Origin of the sequence: Acetobacterium bakii (genome assembly GCF_001263355.1) — a bacterium.
Lineage (GTDB): Bacteria > Bacillota > Clostridia > Eubacteriales > Eubacteriaceae > Acetobacterium > Acetobacterium bakii.
The window spans coordinates 147,322-165,274 of sequence record NZ_LGYO01000033.1 but is presented as its reverse complement, the minus strand read 5'-3'; the positions used below and the strand labels follow the sequence as shown (position 1 = coordinate 165,274).

The following is a 17,953-nucleotide window of genomic DNA, read 5'->3' as shown; positions in this document are numbered from 1 at the left end:
GATGTATTTTGATTTTTGTATTAAGTTTCCCGGCACTAGGGGATCATAAATGGGGAAATAGCGTCAGTTTCAAGCAAACGCATCTGTTCACTGTTTGCCTCGATTTCATCCCCGGGCAGTGGTTTATAGTAGTAATATCCCTGGATTTCATCACAGCCTTCATCTTTGAGAAACTTTAGCTGCGCCTCGGTTTCCACCCCTTCGGCAATGATTTTAAGCCTCAGTCTTTTAGCCAGGTGAATCATTACCGCAATGATGGATTCATCTTTGCGGCTGACGCCAATGCGCTGAATAAACTGCATATCGATTTTTAGTCGATCCACCGGCAGGTCTTTTAACCGGCTCAGGGATGAATATTCGGTGCCGAAATCGTCGATGCTGATGGACACCCCCAGCTTTTTCAGGGCATGAAGGCTTTCCACTATATAACCGGATTCTTTCATGGCGATACCTTCGGTGATTTCAAGTTCCAGATACCGGGGTTCCATACCTGTTTTTTCCAGACAGCCTTTAACCATCTCAAGCACATTGCCGTTGCGAAACTGTTCCACCGACAGGTTAACCGCCATTTGCACCGGCTTAAGCCCGCGGTCCTGCCAGGCCTTATTTTGGGCACAGGCGTTTAGGAGCACCCATTCACCAATGGTGTTGATGAGTCCAGTCTGCTCTGCAATGGGAATAAACTCGACTGGAGAAATGGGCCCCAGATCCGGGTGATTCCACCGGAGCAATGCTTCAAAACCGATAATTGACTGCGTTTTGAGACAGACCTGGGGCTGATATTTGAGATGCAGCTCATTTCTTTCCAGAGCCCGGTGCAGGCAGTTGGAAAGGGTCATTTTCTTTAGCACCTCATCTTTCATTTCCGTTGAACAGAAGGCGACCTGACCCTTGCCGTTTTTCTTGGCAGCATACATAGCCAGATCCGCATTTTTTATAAGCACATTGACATTTTCGCCGTCTTCGGGATAAATGGCAATACCTCCGCTGGCGGTGACATAAAATTCCTGGTCTTCGACGATGGCGGGTTCCTGAAAGACGCCCATGATTTTTTTGACGATATTTTTCAGATCTGCTCTCGAGGATAGCTGGGGCACCATGATCAGAAACTCATCTCCACCGAACCGTGCCGCGGTGTCGTCTTTTCTAATACAGCCCAATAGTCGCTTTCCAATGTCGTTGAGTAAATAGTCTCCCCAATCATGTCCTAGCGTGTCATTGACTTCCTTGAGGCCGTCGATATCAATAAAAATCACGCCTAGAAATTTCCCGGTGAGTTTTGCTAATTCAACAGCCTGTTCCAGCCGGTTGGTAAAAAGAACCCGGTTGGGCAGGCCGGTGAGGGCATCGTAATAGGCCAGATAATTTATTTCTTTTTCGGTTTCCACTTTTGCAATGGCTTCAGCCAGAATATTGGAAAGCACCTTCAATAATTCATGATCGTCCACCTGCCAGTTCTTGCTGCTGATAACCTGATCAAATCCAATACACCCGATGATGCTGTCTTTGCTGCGAATGGGAATACAAATCAGCGACTGGACGTTTCGGGTTATGAGCAGGTCCCTTTCCATCAAGGCTTCGGGCCCCAGACACTCCGGTGACTTTATATATACAATGCAGTTGTTAAGCAACTGGTTCATAAGCCAGGTCAGGGATGAACTCTGGAATTTTCCGGGATTCCCGACAATTGGCTCTGCACCTTCCCCCAGCCACTGATGCGTCAGACCAATGCTTTTTTTATCGTCGGAAAACATGAAGACAAACCCCTGATCGGCATTGGTCTGAGTGCTGCTCATTCGCAGCATATCCGTTACTTTCTCATCAAAGTTGGCACTGGTTACGGCAACAAAGCTGGTGGAAATGCTTGACAGCATCTTCTGGAACCCGATTTGTTGATCATTTTCTTTTATTCGGACGATATAGACTTTATTGATATAGGCTGCCAACATAATGGCCATGGTATAAATGCAAAGTCTGGCCATATAATCCAGGGCCCCCACATGAATCGTCTGCTCTGGCTCACTTATATACACAAAAATACCGGTAAGTGTTGTCACCACTGCGATAACCACAAACATTTTAGGACGATTGAATATAATCGTCATTATGAAAAAAATCAGGGGCATCGGCCACAAAATATTAGTCATTTGAGTCCCGGTAAAGCTGCTTAAGCTAATGGGAATGGTAACCACCAGAACCAATGTCAATACCCAATCCTGATGTGGGACTGACAAGCTCATATATGGCAGGCTGTAAACAATGAGGCCCATTAAAACATAGATGGTGCTGAGCAACATGTCCGTCCAGAGCTCGGTGGTATAAAAAAAACACTGGCAGAGGATAACAATACTCATAATGAAATAAACGATGGCACAATATCGAATGAATGTTCGATGTGAATAATCGCTTAGAATCTCGGTGGAGCTCCATATTTTTTTTGAAGCTTCGGCTGTCATCAGACCATATTTTTTTATATTATAAGCAAATGTCAGTACCGGAATTAAAATAATCATTGGGGCCAGTGATGGGATTTTAATACTCAGATAGCTGTTCGCCAATTTTTCCGACAGTGTCCCAAATATCAAAGCCACAGCAAATCCCCAAAACAGCCATAAGGCCTGTTTTTTCTGATCCCTTTCATCGGCTGTTTTATACCATTTGAAAATTAGAAAAAGTGTCAGCAGGGAAAAGCTGATATAGTAACTATTAAAAACCATGCCCCAAAAATTATTTACCGAAATATTCCCCCACCCCGCTGCAGAATGGATTAAATTGTATTGCTGATTGGCTAGATTTCCGTAAAGTCCAAAAACAAGAACGGTGACCGCAGCCGGTAAATAAAGGGCAAAATAAATCCATTTAGACCTTAATACCTGATCCTCTTTGGTCAAAATTAAAGTAAAATGCAGAATTAAACTAAAGGCCACACCCCAGCCAAATGAAGCGAACCGGCGCCACATGAGCACGTCCTCATAATTATTTAATGAATTGGACAGCGCCAGTCCAAACGCCCAAATTGAAAAGCTCAGGCACATAAAGAAAAAAACCTGATTTAATCGGGCTTCTCTATTAAGAGTCAGACAATAGAGCCCCTGAAAAATATAAAGGATAAAGGTCAGATAAAATAAAATTGAAACGATATTCTGCAGCATCATTTATCCTCCTGTAGTTTTGGCTGATTGCGAAAGTTTGGTGAGCTTTGCAATCTGGTTACATAAGACAATTTTTCCACTTTACGGCGGACAGTCTTAGGACTGTTCGCCTAAACGTTACAAAATTGTTTATGAAACCAGACAACAAAGCAAGTAACTTTTGTGCATATAACAATCAAAATTGCTTATTCCGATGGCTATTTTCTTTTTTCACGCAGTATAAATAATCTCTTCAATCTCGGCGATGGACAGCGGCTTATAGTAGTAATACCCCTGGACTTCATCACAGTTTTCAAGTCTCAGAAAGTCAAGCTGGGCCACGGTCTCCACGCCTTCGGCAATGACTTTGAGCCCCAGTCGTTTGGCCAGATAGATCATGACCGCAATGATGGAGTCGTCTTTGGCGCTGACCCCGATGCGTTGAATAAACTGCATATCGATTTTTAGCCGATCCACGGGCATGTCTTTTAAACGGCTCAGGGATGAATACTCAGTGCCGAAATCATCGATGCTGATGGATACCCCCAACTTTTTTAAAGCCTCCAGGCTTTTTTCAACATACCGGGACTCTTTCATAGCAATGCTTTCGGTTATTTCCAGTTCCAAATATCGGGATTCCAGTCCTGTTTTTTCCAGACATTCTTTAACCATTTTTTCCACATTGCTACTGCGAAACTGTTCCACCGTCAGATTAACCGCCATCCGTACCGGCTTAAAACCGCGGTCCTGCCAGGCCTTGTTTTGGACACAGGCACTCGTGAGCACCCATTCACCAATGGTGTTAATGAGTCCGGTCTGTTCTGCAAGGGGAATAAAAACAGCCGGGGAAATAGCTCCCAGTCTTGGGTGGTTCCACCGCAGTAATGCTTCGAAACCAATAATCGATTGACTTTTGATGCAGACCTGGGGCTGATACTCGAGATGCAGCTCGTTCCTTTCCAGCGCCTGATACAGGCTATTGGTAAGGATCAATTTTTCCAATACTTCATCTTTCATTTCCGCTGAACAAAAAGCAACCTGACCCTTTCCCTTTTTCTTGGCGACATACAAGGCCAGATCTGCATTTTTTATGAGACTGTTCACATTTTCTCCGTCTTCGGGAAAAACGGCTATGCCGCCGCTGGCGGTGATATAAAATTCCTGGTTATTTACGGTGATGGGTTCCAGAAAAACCGTCATGATTTTTCTGGTGACATCTTCCAGATCTGTTCTTTGTGATAATTGGGGCACCATGATCAAAAACTCATCCCCGCCGAACCGTGCGACGGTGTCGTATTTTCGGATACAACCTGCTAGGCGCTTTCCAATATGTTTGAGTAAATAATCCCCCCAATCATGGCCCAGTGCATCATTAACCTCCTTGAAACCATCGATGTCAATAAAGATCACTCCCAGGTATTTCTCGTTATGTTTAGCCAATTTTATGGCCTGTTCCAGACGATTGCTGAAAAGAACCCGGTTGGGTAAACCGGTCAGAGCATCGTAATAAGCCAAATAGTTCATTTCATTCTCTGTTTCCACTTTTGCAATGGCATCGGCCAGGATATTGGAAAGAACTTTCAGTAATTCAAAATCATCAATCCGCCAGGCTTTGCTCCGGCTGATTTGCTCAAAGCCTATCAACCCGATGATTTTGTCCTTGCTGGGGACGGGAAGATAAATCAGCGACTGGATACCGCGATTAAAAAGCAGTGCTCTTTCAGCCTCTGCTTCCTGAGGCAAAGTAGTGAGGGCCTTAATATAAACAATGTGATTGTTGAGAAGCTGGTCGGTACTCCAGTTAAGCACCGAACTTTCGGATTTTTGATATTCTCCCATAATGAGATCGATGCCTTCAGCCAGCCATTCATGGGTAAAACAGATGCCTTTCGGATCATTAGAAAACATTGAAATATAGGCCCGGTCGGCGTTGATGTAACTCCCGCTTTTTTTGAGTAAATCATTAACCTTATTGTCAAAATCATTGAGGGTCATTGCCACAAAATCTGATGATATCTCCAATATCAGCTTTTGAAATTCTTCCTGTTTTTGATTTTCTTCAAGTCTGGTGCCATAGATTTTTTTGATCAATACCGTGAGACTAATTGCGATTCCATAAAATAATAAACGCAAACTATATTCCGCGGGCCCAATCAATACATCAAAACCAGGCATTCTTACCCAAAAAATAATTCCCATCAGCAGGCTTAAAATGGCAATACTATAAAACATGCGTTTATTATTGAATATAACGGTTATCATAATAACCAACAATGGAATCGGCCAGATAATATTACTGAAGGAACCATTAAAATAAAGAAGCATCAGCACCGGTAATACAATGACCACCAAAACCACCAGTAAGCTTTTCTGGGTCTTTACCGACTTCACAAGATAGGGGATTACAATACAGAAAGCCCCGGTCAGAACCAAGACAAGGCTTAGCAAAATACCGGTTACCCGTTCATCTGACTGGACGATCCTAATGAGAAAGTTAATCATACTGCCTGCTGCCAGTACGACTCCAGTATATTTAAAGAACTTTGTTCGACTGTCATAACTGAGGATGACACCTTCGCCTGACTCACTTTTTTTGTCTTTTGGAAGCATTAATCCATATTTATGAATGATATAAAAAATTGTTGCAGTAGGAATCATAATCACAACCGGTGCCAGTGATGGGATCCTATAGGTCAGAAAGCGATTGGCTAAAAGATCGGTAAAGCTTCCCAAAACCAGAGAGGCAGAAAATGAGAGCAACAGGTACAACGCCTTTTTTTTATTACGATCGCTGCCGCTTTTTCGATACCATCGCAGAAGCAGAATAATCGAAGCCAGGGAAAAGCCCAGGTAATAGAGATAAAACAGCATATCCAACCAATTATTAAACCCAATCATTGCCCAGCCTGCAACGGTACGAACCAGCAGAATCTGTTGCGTGGCGGTGTTGTGGTAAAGGCCAAAAATAAAAACCATAATGACAGATGGCAAATAAAGGGTCAGCAGCAGAATCGGGCGTTTCTCTTTCCGGCTCCAGTTTGATTCGGTTAACACAATTATAAAATGAAGGATAAGACTATAGGCTACACCCCAACCCAGGACGGAAATCCGCCGCCAAAACAGCACCTCTGAATAGGAAACCGCTGAGTTGCCCATTGCAAATGAAAATGCCCAGACAGAAAAACAAACGCAAAGAAGCGAGAACACCTGATTGAGTCTCGCTTCTTTATTTAAGGTTAAACTATACACTCCAAACATAATATAAATGACAAATGAAACATACAGTATAAATGACAATAAATTTTGCAGCATCATTTGCCTCCGATGACTATTTTTTGATTAATACATCGTTGTATATTCTGATTCTCATTGTAAAAAATCCGTATCGATGGACTTCCTGCCAAAGATTCGAACCATTTATTTTAATTATCTTTCTTTGAAATCAATAATCAAATTGGAATATAGGCATTATACTATTTGCTATATAAGAAATCAATTGCTTATTTTGCTTAACTTAGGTATTTTTAAAAATTGCAGACTATTAAATTAAAGTATTTTAACTAAAAATTCCATTATTTAATTGGGCTATCCCCTAGTATTTTAGAAAAACCCAGCAGCTTAAATATTTTTAGCCTGCTGCGCTAAGAATAAGCATCCAGAAAGGTTCCTGCACACCGAATTATAGTGTGACTTAATGCGTATTGTGTTTGACATTAGGAAAGCAAATAAGTTATAATTGAATCCATAACAATGCAGCCATTTCATGTGTATTTTTTAGCAATTCGATGAAGAAAGGCAGACTGACGATGCGTATTTTAAGAAGTCCAGTGTTTTTGTTTTCAACCATGGGGTTGATCTTTATGAATGCAGGTTTGTATTTTATTAAACCTGATGGATTGACGGTACTCCTGGTTAATTTTTTGGCCAGCGTTGCAATCCTTTACACCGCTTTGAGTTTTATGACTAAAGCCAAAATATCTCCTCCCCCGGAAGCAGTGTCTAACTCTGATACCGGCCAGCTTCTAAATCTGTTCACCAGTATGGATTGCAATATCCAGGACATCCGGGCACGTGCCCAGGACGATGCAGCATTATTAAATCAGGTGACCTTGATTTCCGAGAAAGAAGACGCCATCACTCTGGGCATACAGGGATTTTCAGAAACATCCAACGCCCTTAAAACCAATCTCACGGCCCTTGAAGAACATTCCACCGCCTCCGTAGACATCCTCATTGAAAACAAAACCACCATGGACAGCATTTTAAATCTACTGTTATCCCTTTCCGAAACTGAAAAAGCTTCAATACCAACCGACAATGCAAACGATGACGCTGACAGCATGAACAGTGAGCTCTTTGCCCTGCTGGAAACCATGGACTTTGACATTAAGCGACTGAGCTGGCATTCCGAAGAAAACGTCAAAGTGTTTAGCCGGATTGTGACCCAGGCCGATGAGGTCGCTTCCTTCAGCCAGCAGAACGCCGCCAGCACTGAGGAAATAAGTGCGGAAATCAATGAGTTTACACAGGTTTCCGACAAACTTAAAACTACAATTGTCCGAATTGAAGAAAGTTCCACCCAATCCATTGACATGCTCAATGAAAACCGAAACACCATCGGTGGCATCTCGACTCTGCTTCTGGATTTAATCGACGGCGTTAATCAGGCCTCCGGCACCAATGCCGAGCTGGATCAGTCATCTCAGCAGATCAGTACCTATGTGGACTACATCAAGGAAATTTCCCGACAAACCAATCTGCTGGCTTTAAACGCCAGCATCGAGGCCGCCCGGGCAGGCTCTGCCGGCAAGGGATTTTCGGTAATCGCCGAGGAAATTCGCCGGCTTTCCCAAAACACCGATAAATTTGTGACCCAAATCGAAGCGATTGTCGATCAGATTGTAGATCAGGTGCAGCAGTCCAACCAGGCCATTGACAGCTGTGTGGTAAAAACCAATGATATTGAGGGGGCGGCAAAAAAATCCGGAGATGTGATTCTTGAAATCCAGGATATTCTGGTTCATTTAAATGATTCCATCACTGAAATCAAGGAAATCGCAACCTTTCAGGTCACTGCCTCCCATGAAATCCAGTCAGCCATTTCCAATGTGGCGGATGCGGTGGAAAGCACTCATCACGTCACCAACGAAACTATTAACACCCTGGTCACCCAAAAAGACAAAAACATGGAGCTGCTGAACTACTGCACCAAGCTTTCGGAAATGGCCACCAGCGTTCAGAAACTCACCGCCCAGCATAAAAGCAAAGACGAAGTCATCTTCGGTGTCAATCCCTTCACCTCACCGGAAAATATTAAAACCATGTATGTTCCCATTCTCAATGCGGTGTTTAAATCCATTGGTTGTAAGGTGCGAACTATGATTGTCAAGGATTATGACGCCCTGAGCAATGGTATGAAAGACGGCATCATCGATGTGGCCTGGTTCTCCCCCTTTGCCTATGTCACCGCCCATAACAAAATCGGCATTGAACCGTTGGTTTCGCCAAAAGTCAACGGCAAGGTATCCTACAACGGATGCATTATCACCCGCCAGGACAGCGGCATTCACAGTCTGGACGATTTAAAAGGTCGAAGCTTTGCCTATGTGGATGAGGGCAGTGCCTCGGGGTATCTGTATTCACGACATCTCATCAAATCCGAAGGCATGAATCCCGACAAGCTGTTCAGCCGAAACGCTTTTATGGGCAGCCATGATGCAGTGATCAAAGCGGTGTTGTCCCGCGAATACGACGCCGGCGCCACCTACAATGAAGCCATGGAAGATGCGGCTAAAAACGGCATAAACATGGACAACTTCCGGATCATTGCCAAAACTCCGGACATCCCCAAAGATGCCATTGCCATTAACCCCAGTCTTTCCCAGGAATTCAGCGACACTTTGAAGAACGCCTTCATCGACTATGTTAAAACCAAAAATATCAACTCTCCGGTGGACGGCTTCGTTGAAAGCAACGACGCCAAATACGACGTCATCCGCGAAGTCATGTAATAGCTGTTCGTTGACAAACCCCGCTGCGGACATTTATTTATCGTTGTGTGCTTCAATTCGTACAGTCTGTCGACTGTTCGCCTTGATGCACACAACAAGATAAAATAAAAATCCGCAACGAGGTTTGTCTCATTACTTTATCGCAATCTCAAACGTCAGTTCAATCCTGTAGGGGCAGATAGTACCCACCCGCAACGTAAATGACAAAACAAAAAAGTAAATTTATAGGTACGGTTTGACACATTACGTGCCGCTAAAAAACAAAAGTAAGTCCTACATTTCAATCCGGGCGACGATTCTGTATTCCTTGTTGTCGGATTCATCTCTGATAAAACGCCAGATGGACGGAAAACTCATCTCTTTGGCTAATCCATGAAGGTTAAACATCATGATACCTGCATCCGTATAATTTTCCTCATTTTCAGGATTAATCACTGCCAGTTCGGCATAGCCGTCCTGGAGGATCAGTCGGCATGGCTGGGAGTTTTGAAATGAGGGTGAATTTCTTACATAGTACAAGATGTCTAAAACCCCCCGTTTCTCCATTTCCGAAAATGGCGCAACGGTTCCCCATTTTTTCAGATAAATGGTGTCAACCACCGAAAGCCGGTCTTCATCTATTTGGATAACAGCGATGCCATAGGGATCCTGATCATATTTGGACAGCCGATTGATAATCGCCTTAAATCGTTCGTTTTTCTTTATTTTTTTCAAGGGCTTTCCCAAAGCCAGCAGATGCTTGATGGTCCCGGGTTGATCTTTTATGAGTTTCACTTTCTGTTCCGGAGTGGTATTCAAAAGGGATATCCAGCAGCTGCCAATATTCATTTCATAGAGCTTTTTGACGATGCCCTGCATATAGAATGCCCCTAAAAACTCGATTTCATGATCAACCTTGTCAATCCGAAGACCGATGTAATGGGGACTTTTAATCATCAGGCCGCCATACCCCCCGAATCCCTGTAATTCCCTGTAGACCGCGGCGCCATTTTCCATCAGTATAAAGGAAAAGCCCATTTTTTTGCCAACCAGCTCATTTAATTCGTTTAAATAGGTTTTAATAGAACTGATGTCCTCTATTTCCAGGCTTTCATCCACGTATTCCCTGGTTGAGTGACTATTAATTGTAAAGTCTCTGAATTTCATTACGTTATTCCTCTCTTACTATTAGTTTATTTGGCAATTGCAAAACTCAAAAGCATTCTAAAGCTCACAGCACTTTTCCCAATCACCTAATTGTTTCTATATATATTTAGTACCCCCTATTATATAGATTAAACCACTTTTTTATCCATTTTCCAATCTGCAAAATATTCGGATGTTCATAAAAAACATGCCTTAAAAGCATAGTAAGTTGCTGTAAAAAATGTTACACTATTGGAAACCTTTACCTGATTTTAAAAATTGAAAGGAAATGAAGATGAAGAAGAGAACAAAAGGCGGACCATTATGGAAAATTGTTGTGTTTGGATTGCTGACGATGTTGCTGTTTCCAACCGGATTATTAGCCCAGGACGGACAACTGGCGACCTCAGTATCAATTGCAGCCACTCCCCCGACGGTAGAGTTCAATAGCTCCAGTACTGAACTGGACAGGATGGTTTACAAGGCCCTGAGCATTGTGGTTGTTGACGGAAACGGCAATAAGATTGACTTTACTCCCAATGATATCACCCTGGACTATACCCACCAGGTTGGCATCCAGAAAATAACCGTCACCTATGAAGGTTCGGATCAGTATCTGGGCAGTGCGGCAACCGGCACCATTACCATCACCGATACCGCCAAGAAAGAGGCTCGGCTGGTATTAAAGGCCAATCCCCCATCAGTTGGTTATTCAGCGGATATCCCTACCCTTGACAAATCCGTCTATGACGATTTGGCAATTTCGGTTGTGGACGAAAACGCCAACAAGATCACCTTTGCGCCCAGTGATATTGCCCTGGCCTATAACCATGCGGTGGGCTCACAGACTGTTGCCGTAACCTATAAGGGAAACGATCAGTACAATACCACCCTGGCCAATGCCAAAGTGGAAATCACCGGAAAACAAGATACTAAGATTTCTCTGGCAGCCACGCCCCCACCGGTTGCCTACACCAGTGATTCCGCAAAACTGGATTTGGCGGTGTATCAGGCACTGAGCATTGTGGTGGTGGATGCCGGAAACAATAAAATCAACTTTACCGCCTCAGACATTGAACTGAGCTACAACCGGGCGGTTGGCAAACAGGATGTCACCGTGAAATACAAGGGCAATGACCAGTATTCACCAAGCACCGCCACCGGCCATGTGGAAATCACTGGCAAGGTGGACCCACCTGCCCCAACCAAAGAGAATACCACAATAACACTGGCAAAATCTCCAGCTCCTGTGGAGTACAACCCGGATCCCGGAAAATTGGATACATTGGTGTACAATGCTCTTCAAATCCAGGTGGTGGACAGCAAGAACAATAAAATTACCTTTGTAACCACGGATATTGAGCTGAGCTACAATCGTGTGGCCGGAGATCAGCCGGTTACGGTTAAATTCAAAGGGAATGATAAATACAACCCCAGTGAAGCCACCCAAACCATAAAAATCACCCAGAAAGAAGATTGCTCCCTGGTGATTAACGCCAATCCACCCACGGTTGAATACAATGTAAATGAAAAGGCTCTAGATGATGCGGTATACAAAGATCTTGCCATTACCATTGTGAATGAAAACAACACGGTCATTAAGTTTACCCCGGACGACATTACTCTGGATTACCAGAAGGAAGTCGGCGAACAGGAAGTTGTTGTGAAATATAAGGGAAATGACAACTATAAAAGTGCTGTGGCAACCACCCGTATTGTGATTGTCGCTCCGACTCAGTCTAACTCCCTGGGAATCCCCGCAATCATCGGAATTGTTTTAGCCGTTGCAGCAGTTGCCGGTGTCATCGGATTTGTTATCTATCGGAAAAAGCACAGGGGTTGACGGAAAACCGTCCGAGGGACAATGGTAAATCGTTGTCTGCTGCAAGATCGTACAGGCTAAGGCCTGTTCGCCTTGATGCCGACAACTGATGTTACGATTGTCCCCGGGACTCACGTTTCTGTTTTGCCACCACTTGAGTCCGAAGACAAACTGTCCCAGGGCAATGGTAAATCGTTGTCTGCTGCAAGATCGTACAGGCTAAAGCCTGTTCGCCTTGATGCCGACAACTGATGTTACGATTGTCCCCAGGACTTATGTTTCTGTTCTATCTAAGGGGTAACTTGTTTATACAAATTTCCAGAGGGAGTTAAATGAAAAAAATCATTATTTATTACTTTAGTGGTACCGGAAACACCTGGTGGCTTGCCACCGGACTTCAGGCCCAATTAAAATTAAAAGGCCATTCCGTTGACTGTTATTCCATTGAAACTCTGGCCATCGAAGATCTGACCCAGCAGGCTGCTGCTGCCGACCACATTATTCTGGGGTTCCCTGTTTATGGCTCAACCGCCCCCGGACCGATGCTGGATTTCATTAACCTGTTCCCGGATTCTCATACAACCCAGGGCATCAGCATTTTTGCCACCCAGGCCCTGGCCTCCGGAGATACCGCCTATGAAATTGGTTTGAAATTTATCCGGAAGGGTTACGATTTAAAACAGACCCGACATTTTAGAATGATGAACAACCTGCACCTGCCGAAATTCAGATTCTACAAACCTAAAAACGATGCCCGTGTCGATAAGCTGCTTGAGCAGAACCGCCCCCTGGTTTCAAAATTCGCTGCGGCAATCAGCGCTGATTGCACCCATATTATTGGAAACAATCCTCTGGGTCATTTATTGGGCAATTTACAGCGAAAACATATTGACCGATTAATTGCTTCGGCTAGCAAAGAATTAAAAACGGATGCGTCCCGCTGTACCTTATGCGGTACCTGCCAGAGAATCTGCCCCACTGGAAACATTGAGCTGTCCGGGGACAGTGTCCGCTTTTATGATCAATGCGCCCTGTGTCTGCGCTGTTATTCCCAATGTCCCACCGCTGCGATTTTGCTGGGTGAAGGGTCCGAAGACGAAAAAAAATTTCCCCGTTACAAAGGTCCGGGAAAAGATTTTAATGTTGATTTGTTAATCCAAAAGAAATAGCAGCTATAACCGCCACGGGGACAATGGTAAATCGTTGTCTGCTGCAAGATCGTACAGGCTAAAGCCTGTTCGCCTTGATGCAGACAACTGATGTTACGATTGTCCCCGTGGCTTACTTTTTCTTTTTTCCCGTCCCTACGGTATTAAGCTAACGTATGCTTAAAATCGTAAGCTTGTCCCGGGAATTATTATTTCTATTATGCCACCAAACCCGTCATCAACCCAAAGCAGCCACTATTGTTTTTAAACAATAGTGGCTGCTTTTTTTGAAAGTTATTTATATTTGAGTGCGAATTTTTGGAGCTTCTATAATTTTTCTTCGGTGGGTTGTTCATTCATCCCGGCAATTTCGTTATTGTCAGTATCCACAGCGGCAAGTTCGGCATTATCGGATGCATCATTTTCTTGTATTTCTGTTAATTCTGCAACATTGATTTCAAGTGCGCCGACATTGATTTCTTCATTATTCGATTGATTCATGTAATTGGATACCTTTTGATAAATCGTACCCATGCAGATGAGAATCAAGGCTATTCCGCCATAAACACCGATGGCTTGAAATACACCGGGCAACAATTGGGAAGGCAGCAATTGCGCACTGACCTGAGCAGCATCGTACCCCGCGGCAACAGCCTGGGTATAGGTATCACTATAATATTTAACAGTGGTAATTAATAGTGCAACACCCATAATGGCAACAATAATGCCACCGATATAAAGGGCAATGGATAGGGAATTTTTTTTGTTCTCAGTTTTCATTTTGGACATTCTCCGTTTCTGCCTTTTTAGGCAAATGATTGATATAATTTTTAATGAAAAGTAACGTTGGGGCTGTCGACGGATTAATTGTAGCATTCCAAACCTGATAATTAGCTTAACATTAAGAATATTTAAGAATTTTTTATTAAGTAATTACGCAGGTAACCTGACCGTTGCGTTCAGTTTTCGCAATTGCCTGAATTTCTAACTATTGCAGTTCCGGTTTATTTATCGTCGCACATAACTGAGTTCAATCAGCCCATCGGTATTTTTTGTTCCTGTCAACCTTAGTTTAAGCTCCGGGTTTTGGCTTCGAAACAACGGAATCCCGTCGCCTAAAATGGTGGGAATGATGGTGATGATGTACCGATCGATGAGATCGGCCTTAATAAACTGATCAATCAGTTTGCTCCCACCCACAAGCCAGATATCCCGACCTTTCTGCTTTTTGAGATCTTTGATGAATTCGGTAATTTCTCCTGATATAAATGAAACATTACTGTCGCTTTCCAGGTTTCCAGTAGTTGCCACATAGCACTTTTTTCCCTCATAAACCCAAACATCCGGGGATAGCTCATGAATCACTTGTTCGTAAGTGATCCTTCCCATAATAACGGTATCGATGGTATCATAAAAATCCTGGTAACCATAATCCATATCCGCATCCTCACTTTCACCCATTAGCCAGTCCACGGTGCCATTGGTTTTTGCAATATAACCATCCAAGCTTTCTGCAATATAGAGGACAATATTTCTGCTCATATGCGTACCTCTCTTCCTTTCTGTTATTTTGATCAGTATATCAAGGAATCCGGGAAATATCAATTTTCAAATATGAGTGTCACAAGGGACCAGGTTGTTGATTGAAAGATGATTTTATTTTTTAGGTTTTATTTGTCCTAAAATTATAGTATAATATTAAAAAAGAGGTGGATAAAATGCAAATTAATACCAAAAATTTAGTATCGATTTCTGAAGCCAATCAGAATTTCTCTAAGGTTGCTCGTTTAGTTGATGAAAATGGTGCCGCAATTATTTTGAAAAATAATGTTCCTCGCTATGTTTTGATTGAATTCAGTCAATTTGAGGAAGAAGAATTAATTGGGGATGAAACTGTCCAGTCAATTGCAAAAAGCATTCTTCTTCGTCATAAAGAAGCCTTTATGGAACTGGCAAAATGAAACGGCTGACTTATCATCTGGTCATATTAATATAAATGAATTGCTCACCTGGATAATTGAGCATAGCTAGATATCCAGCAATTGCACAAAAGATAAAAAACGCTTAACAATCAGTGATTGTTAAGCGTTTTTTATTTAATCGGCCGTGAGCCTGGCCATTATGAATGTTAAGCCGCTTGGTTACTAAAATTCACTACAGCAATCTTAGTCAGTTTATTTTTCAATTTATCAAAAATTTCTTCGATTTTTTGCGCAATATCAGCTGAAAAAGATTCTACTCCACATTGGGAGCATCGATGGCAGGGTACGTTTTTTATAATCACAACACAGTTTTCAAGATCGGCCATATAAGTGGTTGTGCCATCAACCATATCGTCTTGACAAAAAAAACAATTCATATTAAGTCTCCTTTCGTATTCTTATATAGATAATTTATATGATATAAATTTTAATTATTGGATACATTATATAACAATCCCTTGTAAAATTCATTAAGAAAAGTCACACAATCTAGTATCCATTATATATTTTTTATCTAAAAAAAGATATGAAATACGTAAATATTTTGGTGCTGGGTTCCATGGCATCATATGCGTAGTTTCTCAACGGTTGATTTTATCAACTTAAATCAACTCCAAATCCATTGCCAAGTCATTGCTAACTTCGTATAATGGTAACAGATAAGAAATACCAATGAGGTGAAAAAATGAAAGAAATCAATATTGCATCCGCACTGTCCCAAAAACGCCATGAGAAAGGGATCACCCAGGAAGAGCTGGCCTCCTACATAGGGGTTTCCAAGGCTTCGGTTTCCAAGTGGGAAACCGGCCAGAGCTATCCGGACATTACCTTTCTGCCCCAGCTGGCGGCGTATTTTAATATCAGCATCGATGATCTCATGGGCTATGCGCCCCAGATGACCAAGGATGATATCAGGGCTTTGTATCATCGGCTGGCGGCTGAATTTGCCAGTCAGCCCTTTGCCGAGGTTTTGTCCGAGTGCCGATTCATTATTAAAAAATACTATTCCTGCTTTCCCCTGCTGCTGCAGATGAGCGGACTGCTGATGAATCACCATATGCTGGCAGCTGACAAAGACACAGGCATGGCCATTTTAAAAGAAGCGGCACAGCTCTGCCGCCGGGTGACCGACGAAAGCGATGATGTCCGGCTGTCCCGGGATGGGGTATCCTTTGAGGCCACCTGTTATCTGATGCTCGGTGAGCCGGAGAAAGTTTTTGATTTAATCGGCGATGACATCTGTCCCATTCCCCAGGACACCGAGATGATGGCTAAGGCTTATCAGATGATGGGAAATACGGTCAAAGCAAGGGAAGTGATGCAGGTCAGCATGTACCAGCATCTGCTGTATCTCCTGGGAACCTCCATCTCCTATTTAATGATCAATGGGGATCAGTTGGGCAAGGCCCAGGAAATATTAAAGCGAAGCTTTGGTTTGGCCCAGCTCTATGACCTTGAAAAGCTCCATCCCAATGCCATGCTGCAGCTGTACTACGCCGCCGCCCATATTTACGGCATGAACCGGCTAGGTGAAAAGGCGCTGGAAATGCTGAACCGCTACACCGATTTATGTGTTTCCGACTTTTTCCCCTATACCCTTCACGGCGATGCCTATTTCGATGCCATCGATGGTTGGTTTAAGGACTTTGATTTAGGGGATGCTGCGCCTCGCAGCGAAAAGATCATCCGGGAGAGCATGCTGCAGGGCATTACCGCCAATCCGGTGTTTTCAATTTTGGCAGACGATCCGCTTTATAAAAACATCATTAAAAAATTAACCGAAAATTTAGGAGGAAATCAATGAAACGTTTAGTTATTTTTCTGGGACTCGCTTTTGGACTCACCTGGGCCGTGGAATTTGCCTTAATGGCCAATGGGGGCTTGTCCAATCCCTATGCCATTCTGGTTTTAACCGGGGTTATGCTGATCCCCGCTCTTTGTGTGGTCATTACCCGGCTGATTACCAAAGAGGGCTTTAAAAACTTTGGTTTAAAACCCCACTTCAAGGGGAACATCCGCTATTATCTAATGGCCTGGTTTGTTCCGCCGCTGCTGATTTTTCTGGGGGCTTTGCTCTATTTTCTGATTTTCCCAGCCAATTTTGATCCGACCATGTCCGTCATGGCGGCTCAATATCAGGCCCAGGGCCTGGATGCTACCACCCAAATGATGACCGGGATCCTGATAAGCCAGCTGCTCATCGGCCTGCTGGTGGGTCCGGTGCTCAACATCATCACTACCCTGGGCGAGGAAATCGGCTGGCGTGGTTATCTGCTTCCCAAACTGATGGAAATGGTCAGCGCCCGAAAAGCCATTTTAATTTCCGGCGTGATCTGGGGTTTATGGCACGCCCCGATTATTGCCCAAGGACATAATTACGGATTGGGCTATTGGCTTGCCCCCTGGGGCGGTATTCTGGCCATGGTTGTTTTCTCTTTCTTTGCCGGTTCGTTTCTGTCCTATCTCACCATCAAAACCAACAGCGTCTTGCCGGCGGCCATTGGCCATGGCGCCATGAACGGTTTTGCCGCCTTTTCGGTCTTTTTTACCATTGGCCAAACCAGTCCCTTTGTTGGCCCGCTGCCGGTTGGCATCATCGGCGGCATCGGCTTTATCGTGGTGGGATCGATCTGCTTCTACTTAGCGGGGCGTGAACCCTCACCGGTGACAGCGAATGATAATCATGTTTCTTTTAAGACTGTTTCCTGATCTTACTGATGCATTTCTTCGCCAT

The 17,953-nt window shown here is 43.6% G+C and carries 12 protein-coding genes; 6 read left to right on the top strand and 6 right to left on the bottom strand.

The features are described from left to right. Window positions 1–35 precede the first annotated feature (35 nt). The gene (locus AKG39_RS13365; protein WP_050740902.1) at window positions 36–3,152 is read right to left on the bottom strand and encodes an EAL domain-containing protein; all 3,117 of its coding nucleotides are present in this window, start codon (window positions 3,150–3,152) and stop codon (window positions 36–38) included. Between the two features lie 210 nt (window positions 3,153–3,362). Then, on the bottom strand, window positions 3,363–6,443 hold the full coding sequence (locus tag AKG39_RS13360; protein ID WP_050740901.1) for an EAL domain-containing protein: 3,081 nt from the start codon (window positions 6,441–6,443) through the stop codon (window positions 3,363–3,365). 473 nt (window positions 6,444–6,916) lie between these two features. Here AKG39_RS13360 and phnD point away from each other — a divergent pair, with 473 nt between their 5' ends. Further along, complete coding sequence (gene phnD / locus AKG39_RS13355; RefSeq protein ID WP_083439553.1) at window positions 6,917–9,142, top strand: phosphate/phosphite/phosphonate ABC transporter substrate-binding protein; 2,226 nt, start codon at window positions 6,917–6,919, stop codon at window positions 9,140–9,142. Between the two features lie 273 nt (window positions 9,143–9,415). Here phnD and AKG39_RS13350 read toward each other — a convergent pair whose 3' ends face one another. Next, window positions 9,416–10,288 carry a nitroreductase family protein gene (locus AKG39_RS13350; protein WP_050740899.1) on the bottom strand — a complete coding sequence of 291 codons (873 nt, stop codon included), beginning with the start codon at window positions 10,286–10,288 and terminating at the stop codon, window positions 9,416–9,418. Between the two features lie 274 nt (window positions 10,289–10,562). Here AKG39_RS13350 and AKG39_RS13345 point away from each other — a divergent pair, with 274 nt between their 5' ends. Together AKG39_RS13345 and AKG39_RS13340 are read left to right on the top strand one after the other, a co-directional pair. Further along, on the top strand, window positions 10,563–12,110 hold the full coding sequence (locus AKG39_RS13345) for a hypothetical protein (protein ID WP_050740898.1): 1,548 nt from the start codon (window positions 10,563–10,565) through the stop codon (window positions 12,108–12,110). Window positions 12,111–12,421: 311 nt separating this feature from the next. After that, the gene (locus tag AKG39_RS13340) at window positions 12,422–13,258 is read left to right on the top strand and encodes an EFR1 family ferrodoxin (RefSeq protein WP_050740897.1); all 837 of its coding nucleotides are present in this window, start codon (window positions 12,422–12,424) and stop codon (window positions 13,256–13,258) included. A gap of 306 nt (window positions 13,259–13,564) precedes the next feature. Here AKG39_RS13340 and AKG39_RS13335 read toward each other — a convergent pair whose 3' ends face one another. Both AKG39_RS13335 and AKG39_RS13330 read right to left on the bottom strand, forming a co-directional pair. Then, window positions 13,565–14,017 carry a hypothetical protein gene (locus AKG39_RS13335; protein ID WP_050740896.1) on the bottom strand — a complete coding sequence of 151 codons (453 nt, stop codon included), beginning with the start codon at window positions 14,015–14,017 and terminating at the stop codon, window positions 13,565–13,567. A gap of 228 nt (window positions 14,018–14,245) precedes the next feature. After that, window positions 14,246–14,779, bottom strand: coding sequence for a dihydrofolate reductase family protein (locus AKG39_RS13330; RefSeq protein ID WP_050740895.1), 534 nt, complete (start codon window positions 14,777–14,779; stop codon window positions 14,246–14,248). 176 nt (window positions 14,780–14,955) lie between these two features. Here AKG39_RS13330 and AKG39_RS13325 point away from each other — a divergent pair, with 176 nt between their 5' ends. Further along, window positions 14,956–15,198, top strand: a complete 243-nt coding sequence (locus AKG39_RS13325; RefSeq protein ID WP_050740894.1) for a type II toxin-antitoxin system Phd/YefM family antitoxin — start codon at window positions 14,956–14,958, stop codon at window positions 15,196–15,198. Window positions 15,199–15,365: 167 nt separating this feature from the next. On the opposite strand, the gene AKG39_RS13320 is transcribed toward AKG39_RS13325, so the two are convergent. Then, window positions 15,366–15,596, bottom strand: coding sequence for a type II toxin-antitoxin system MqsA family antitoxin (locus AKG39_RS13320; RefSeq protein ID WP_050740893.1), 231 nt, complete (start codon window positions 15,594–15,596; stop codon window positions 15,366–15,368). A gap of 308 nt (window positions 15,597–15,904) precedes the next feature. Between AKG39_RS13320 and AKG39_RS13315 the strand changes: the two genes are divergently transcribed. Together AKG39_RS13315 and AKG39_RS13310 are read left to right on the top strand one after the other, a co-directional pair. Next, complete coding sequence (locus tag AKG39_RS13315; protein ID WP_050740892.1) at window positions 15,905–17,023, top strand: helix-turn-helix domain-containing protein; 1,119 nt, start codon at window positions 15,905–15,907, stop codon at window positions 17,021–17,023. Continuing rightward, window positions 17,020–17,928, top strand: coding sequence for a CPBP family intramembrane glutamic endopeptidase (locus AKG39_RS13310; protein ID WP_050740891.1), 909 nt, complete (start codon window positions 17,020–17,022; stop codon window positions 17,926–17,928). The genes AKG39_RS13315 and AKG39_RS13310 overlap by 4 nt, the downstream gene beginning before the upstream one ends. Window positions 17,929–17,953 lie beyond the last annotated feature (25 nt).

Bases quoted from the DNA above. Each gene is read 5' to 3' on its own strand.
- AKG39_RS13340 (WP_050740897.1), top strand. From the start codon at position 12,422: ATGAAAAAAATCATTATTTATTACTTTAGTGGTACCGGAAACACCTGG.
- AKG39_RS13315 (WP_050740892.1), top strand. From the start codon at position 15,905: ATGAAAGAAATCAATATTGCATCCGCACTGTCCCAAAAACGCCATGAG.
- AKG39_RS13325 (WP_050740894.1), top strand. From the start codon at position 14,956: ATGCAAATTAATACCAAAAATTTAGTATCGATTTCTGAAGCCAATCAG.
- AKG39_RS13360 (WP_050740901.1), bottom strand. From the start codon at position 6,443: ATGCTGCAAAATTTATTGTCATTTATACTGTATGTTTCATTTGTCATT.
- phnD (WP_083439553.1), top strand. From the start codon at position 6,917: ATGAAGAAAGGCAGACTGACGATGCGTATTTTAAGAAGTCCAGTGTTT.
- AKG39_RS13330 (WP_050740895.1), bottom strand. From the start codon at position 14,779: ATGAGCAGAAATATTGTCCTCTATATTGCAGAAAGCTTGGATGGTTAT.
- AKG39_RS13320 (WP_050740893.1), bottom strand. From the start codon at position 15,596: ATGAATTGTTTTTTTTGTCAAGACGATATGGTTGATGGCACAACCACT.
- AKG39_RS13310 (WP_050740891.1), top strand. From the start codon at position 17,020: ATGAAACGTTTAGTTATTTTTCTGGGACTCGCTTTTGGACTCACCTGG.
- AKG39_RS13335 (WP_050740896.1), bottom strand. From the start codon at position 14,017: ATGAAAACTGAGAACAAAAAAAATTCCCTATCCATTGCCCTTTATATC.
- AKG39_RS13345 (WP_050740898.1), top strand. From the start codon at position 10,563: ATGAAGAAGAGAACAAAAGGCGGACCATTATGGAAAATTGTTGTGTTT.
- AKG39_RS13365 (WP_050740902.1), bottom strand. From the start codon at position 3,152: ATGCTGCAGAATATCGTTTCAATTTTATTTTATCTGACCTTTATCCTT.
- AKG39_RS13350 (WP_050740899.1), bottom strand. From the start codon at position 10,288: ATGAAATTCAGAGACTTTACAATTAATAGTCACTCAACCAGGGAATAC.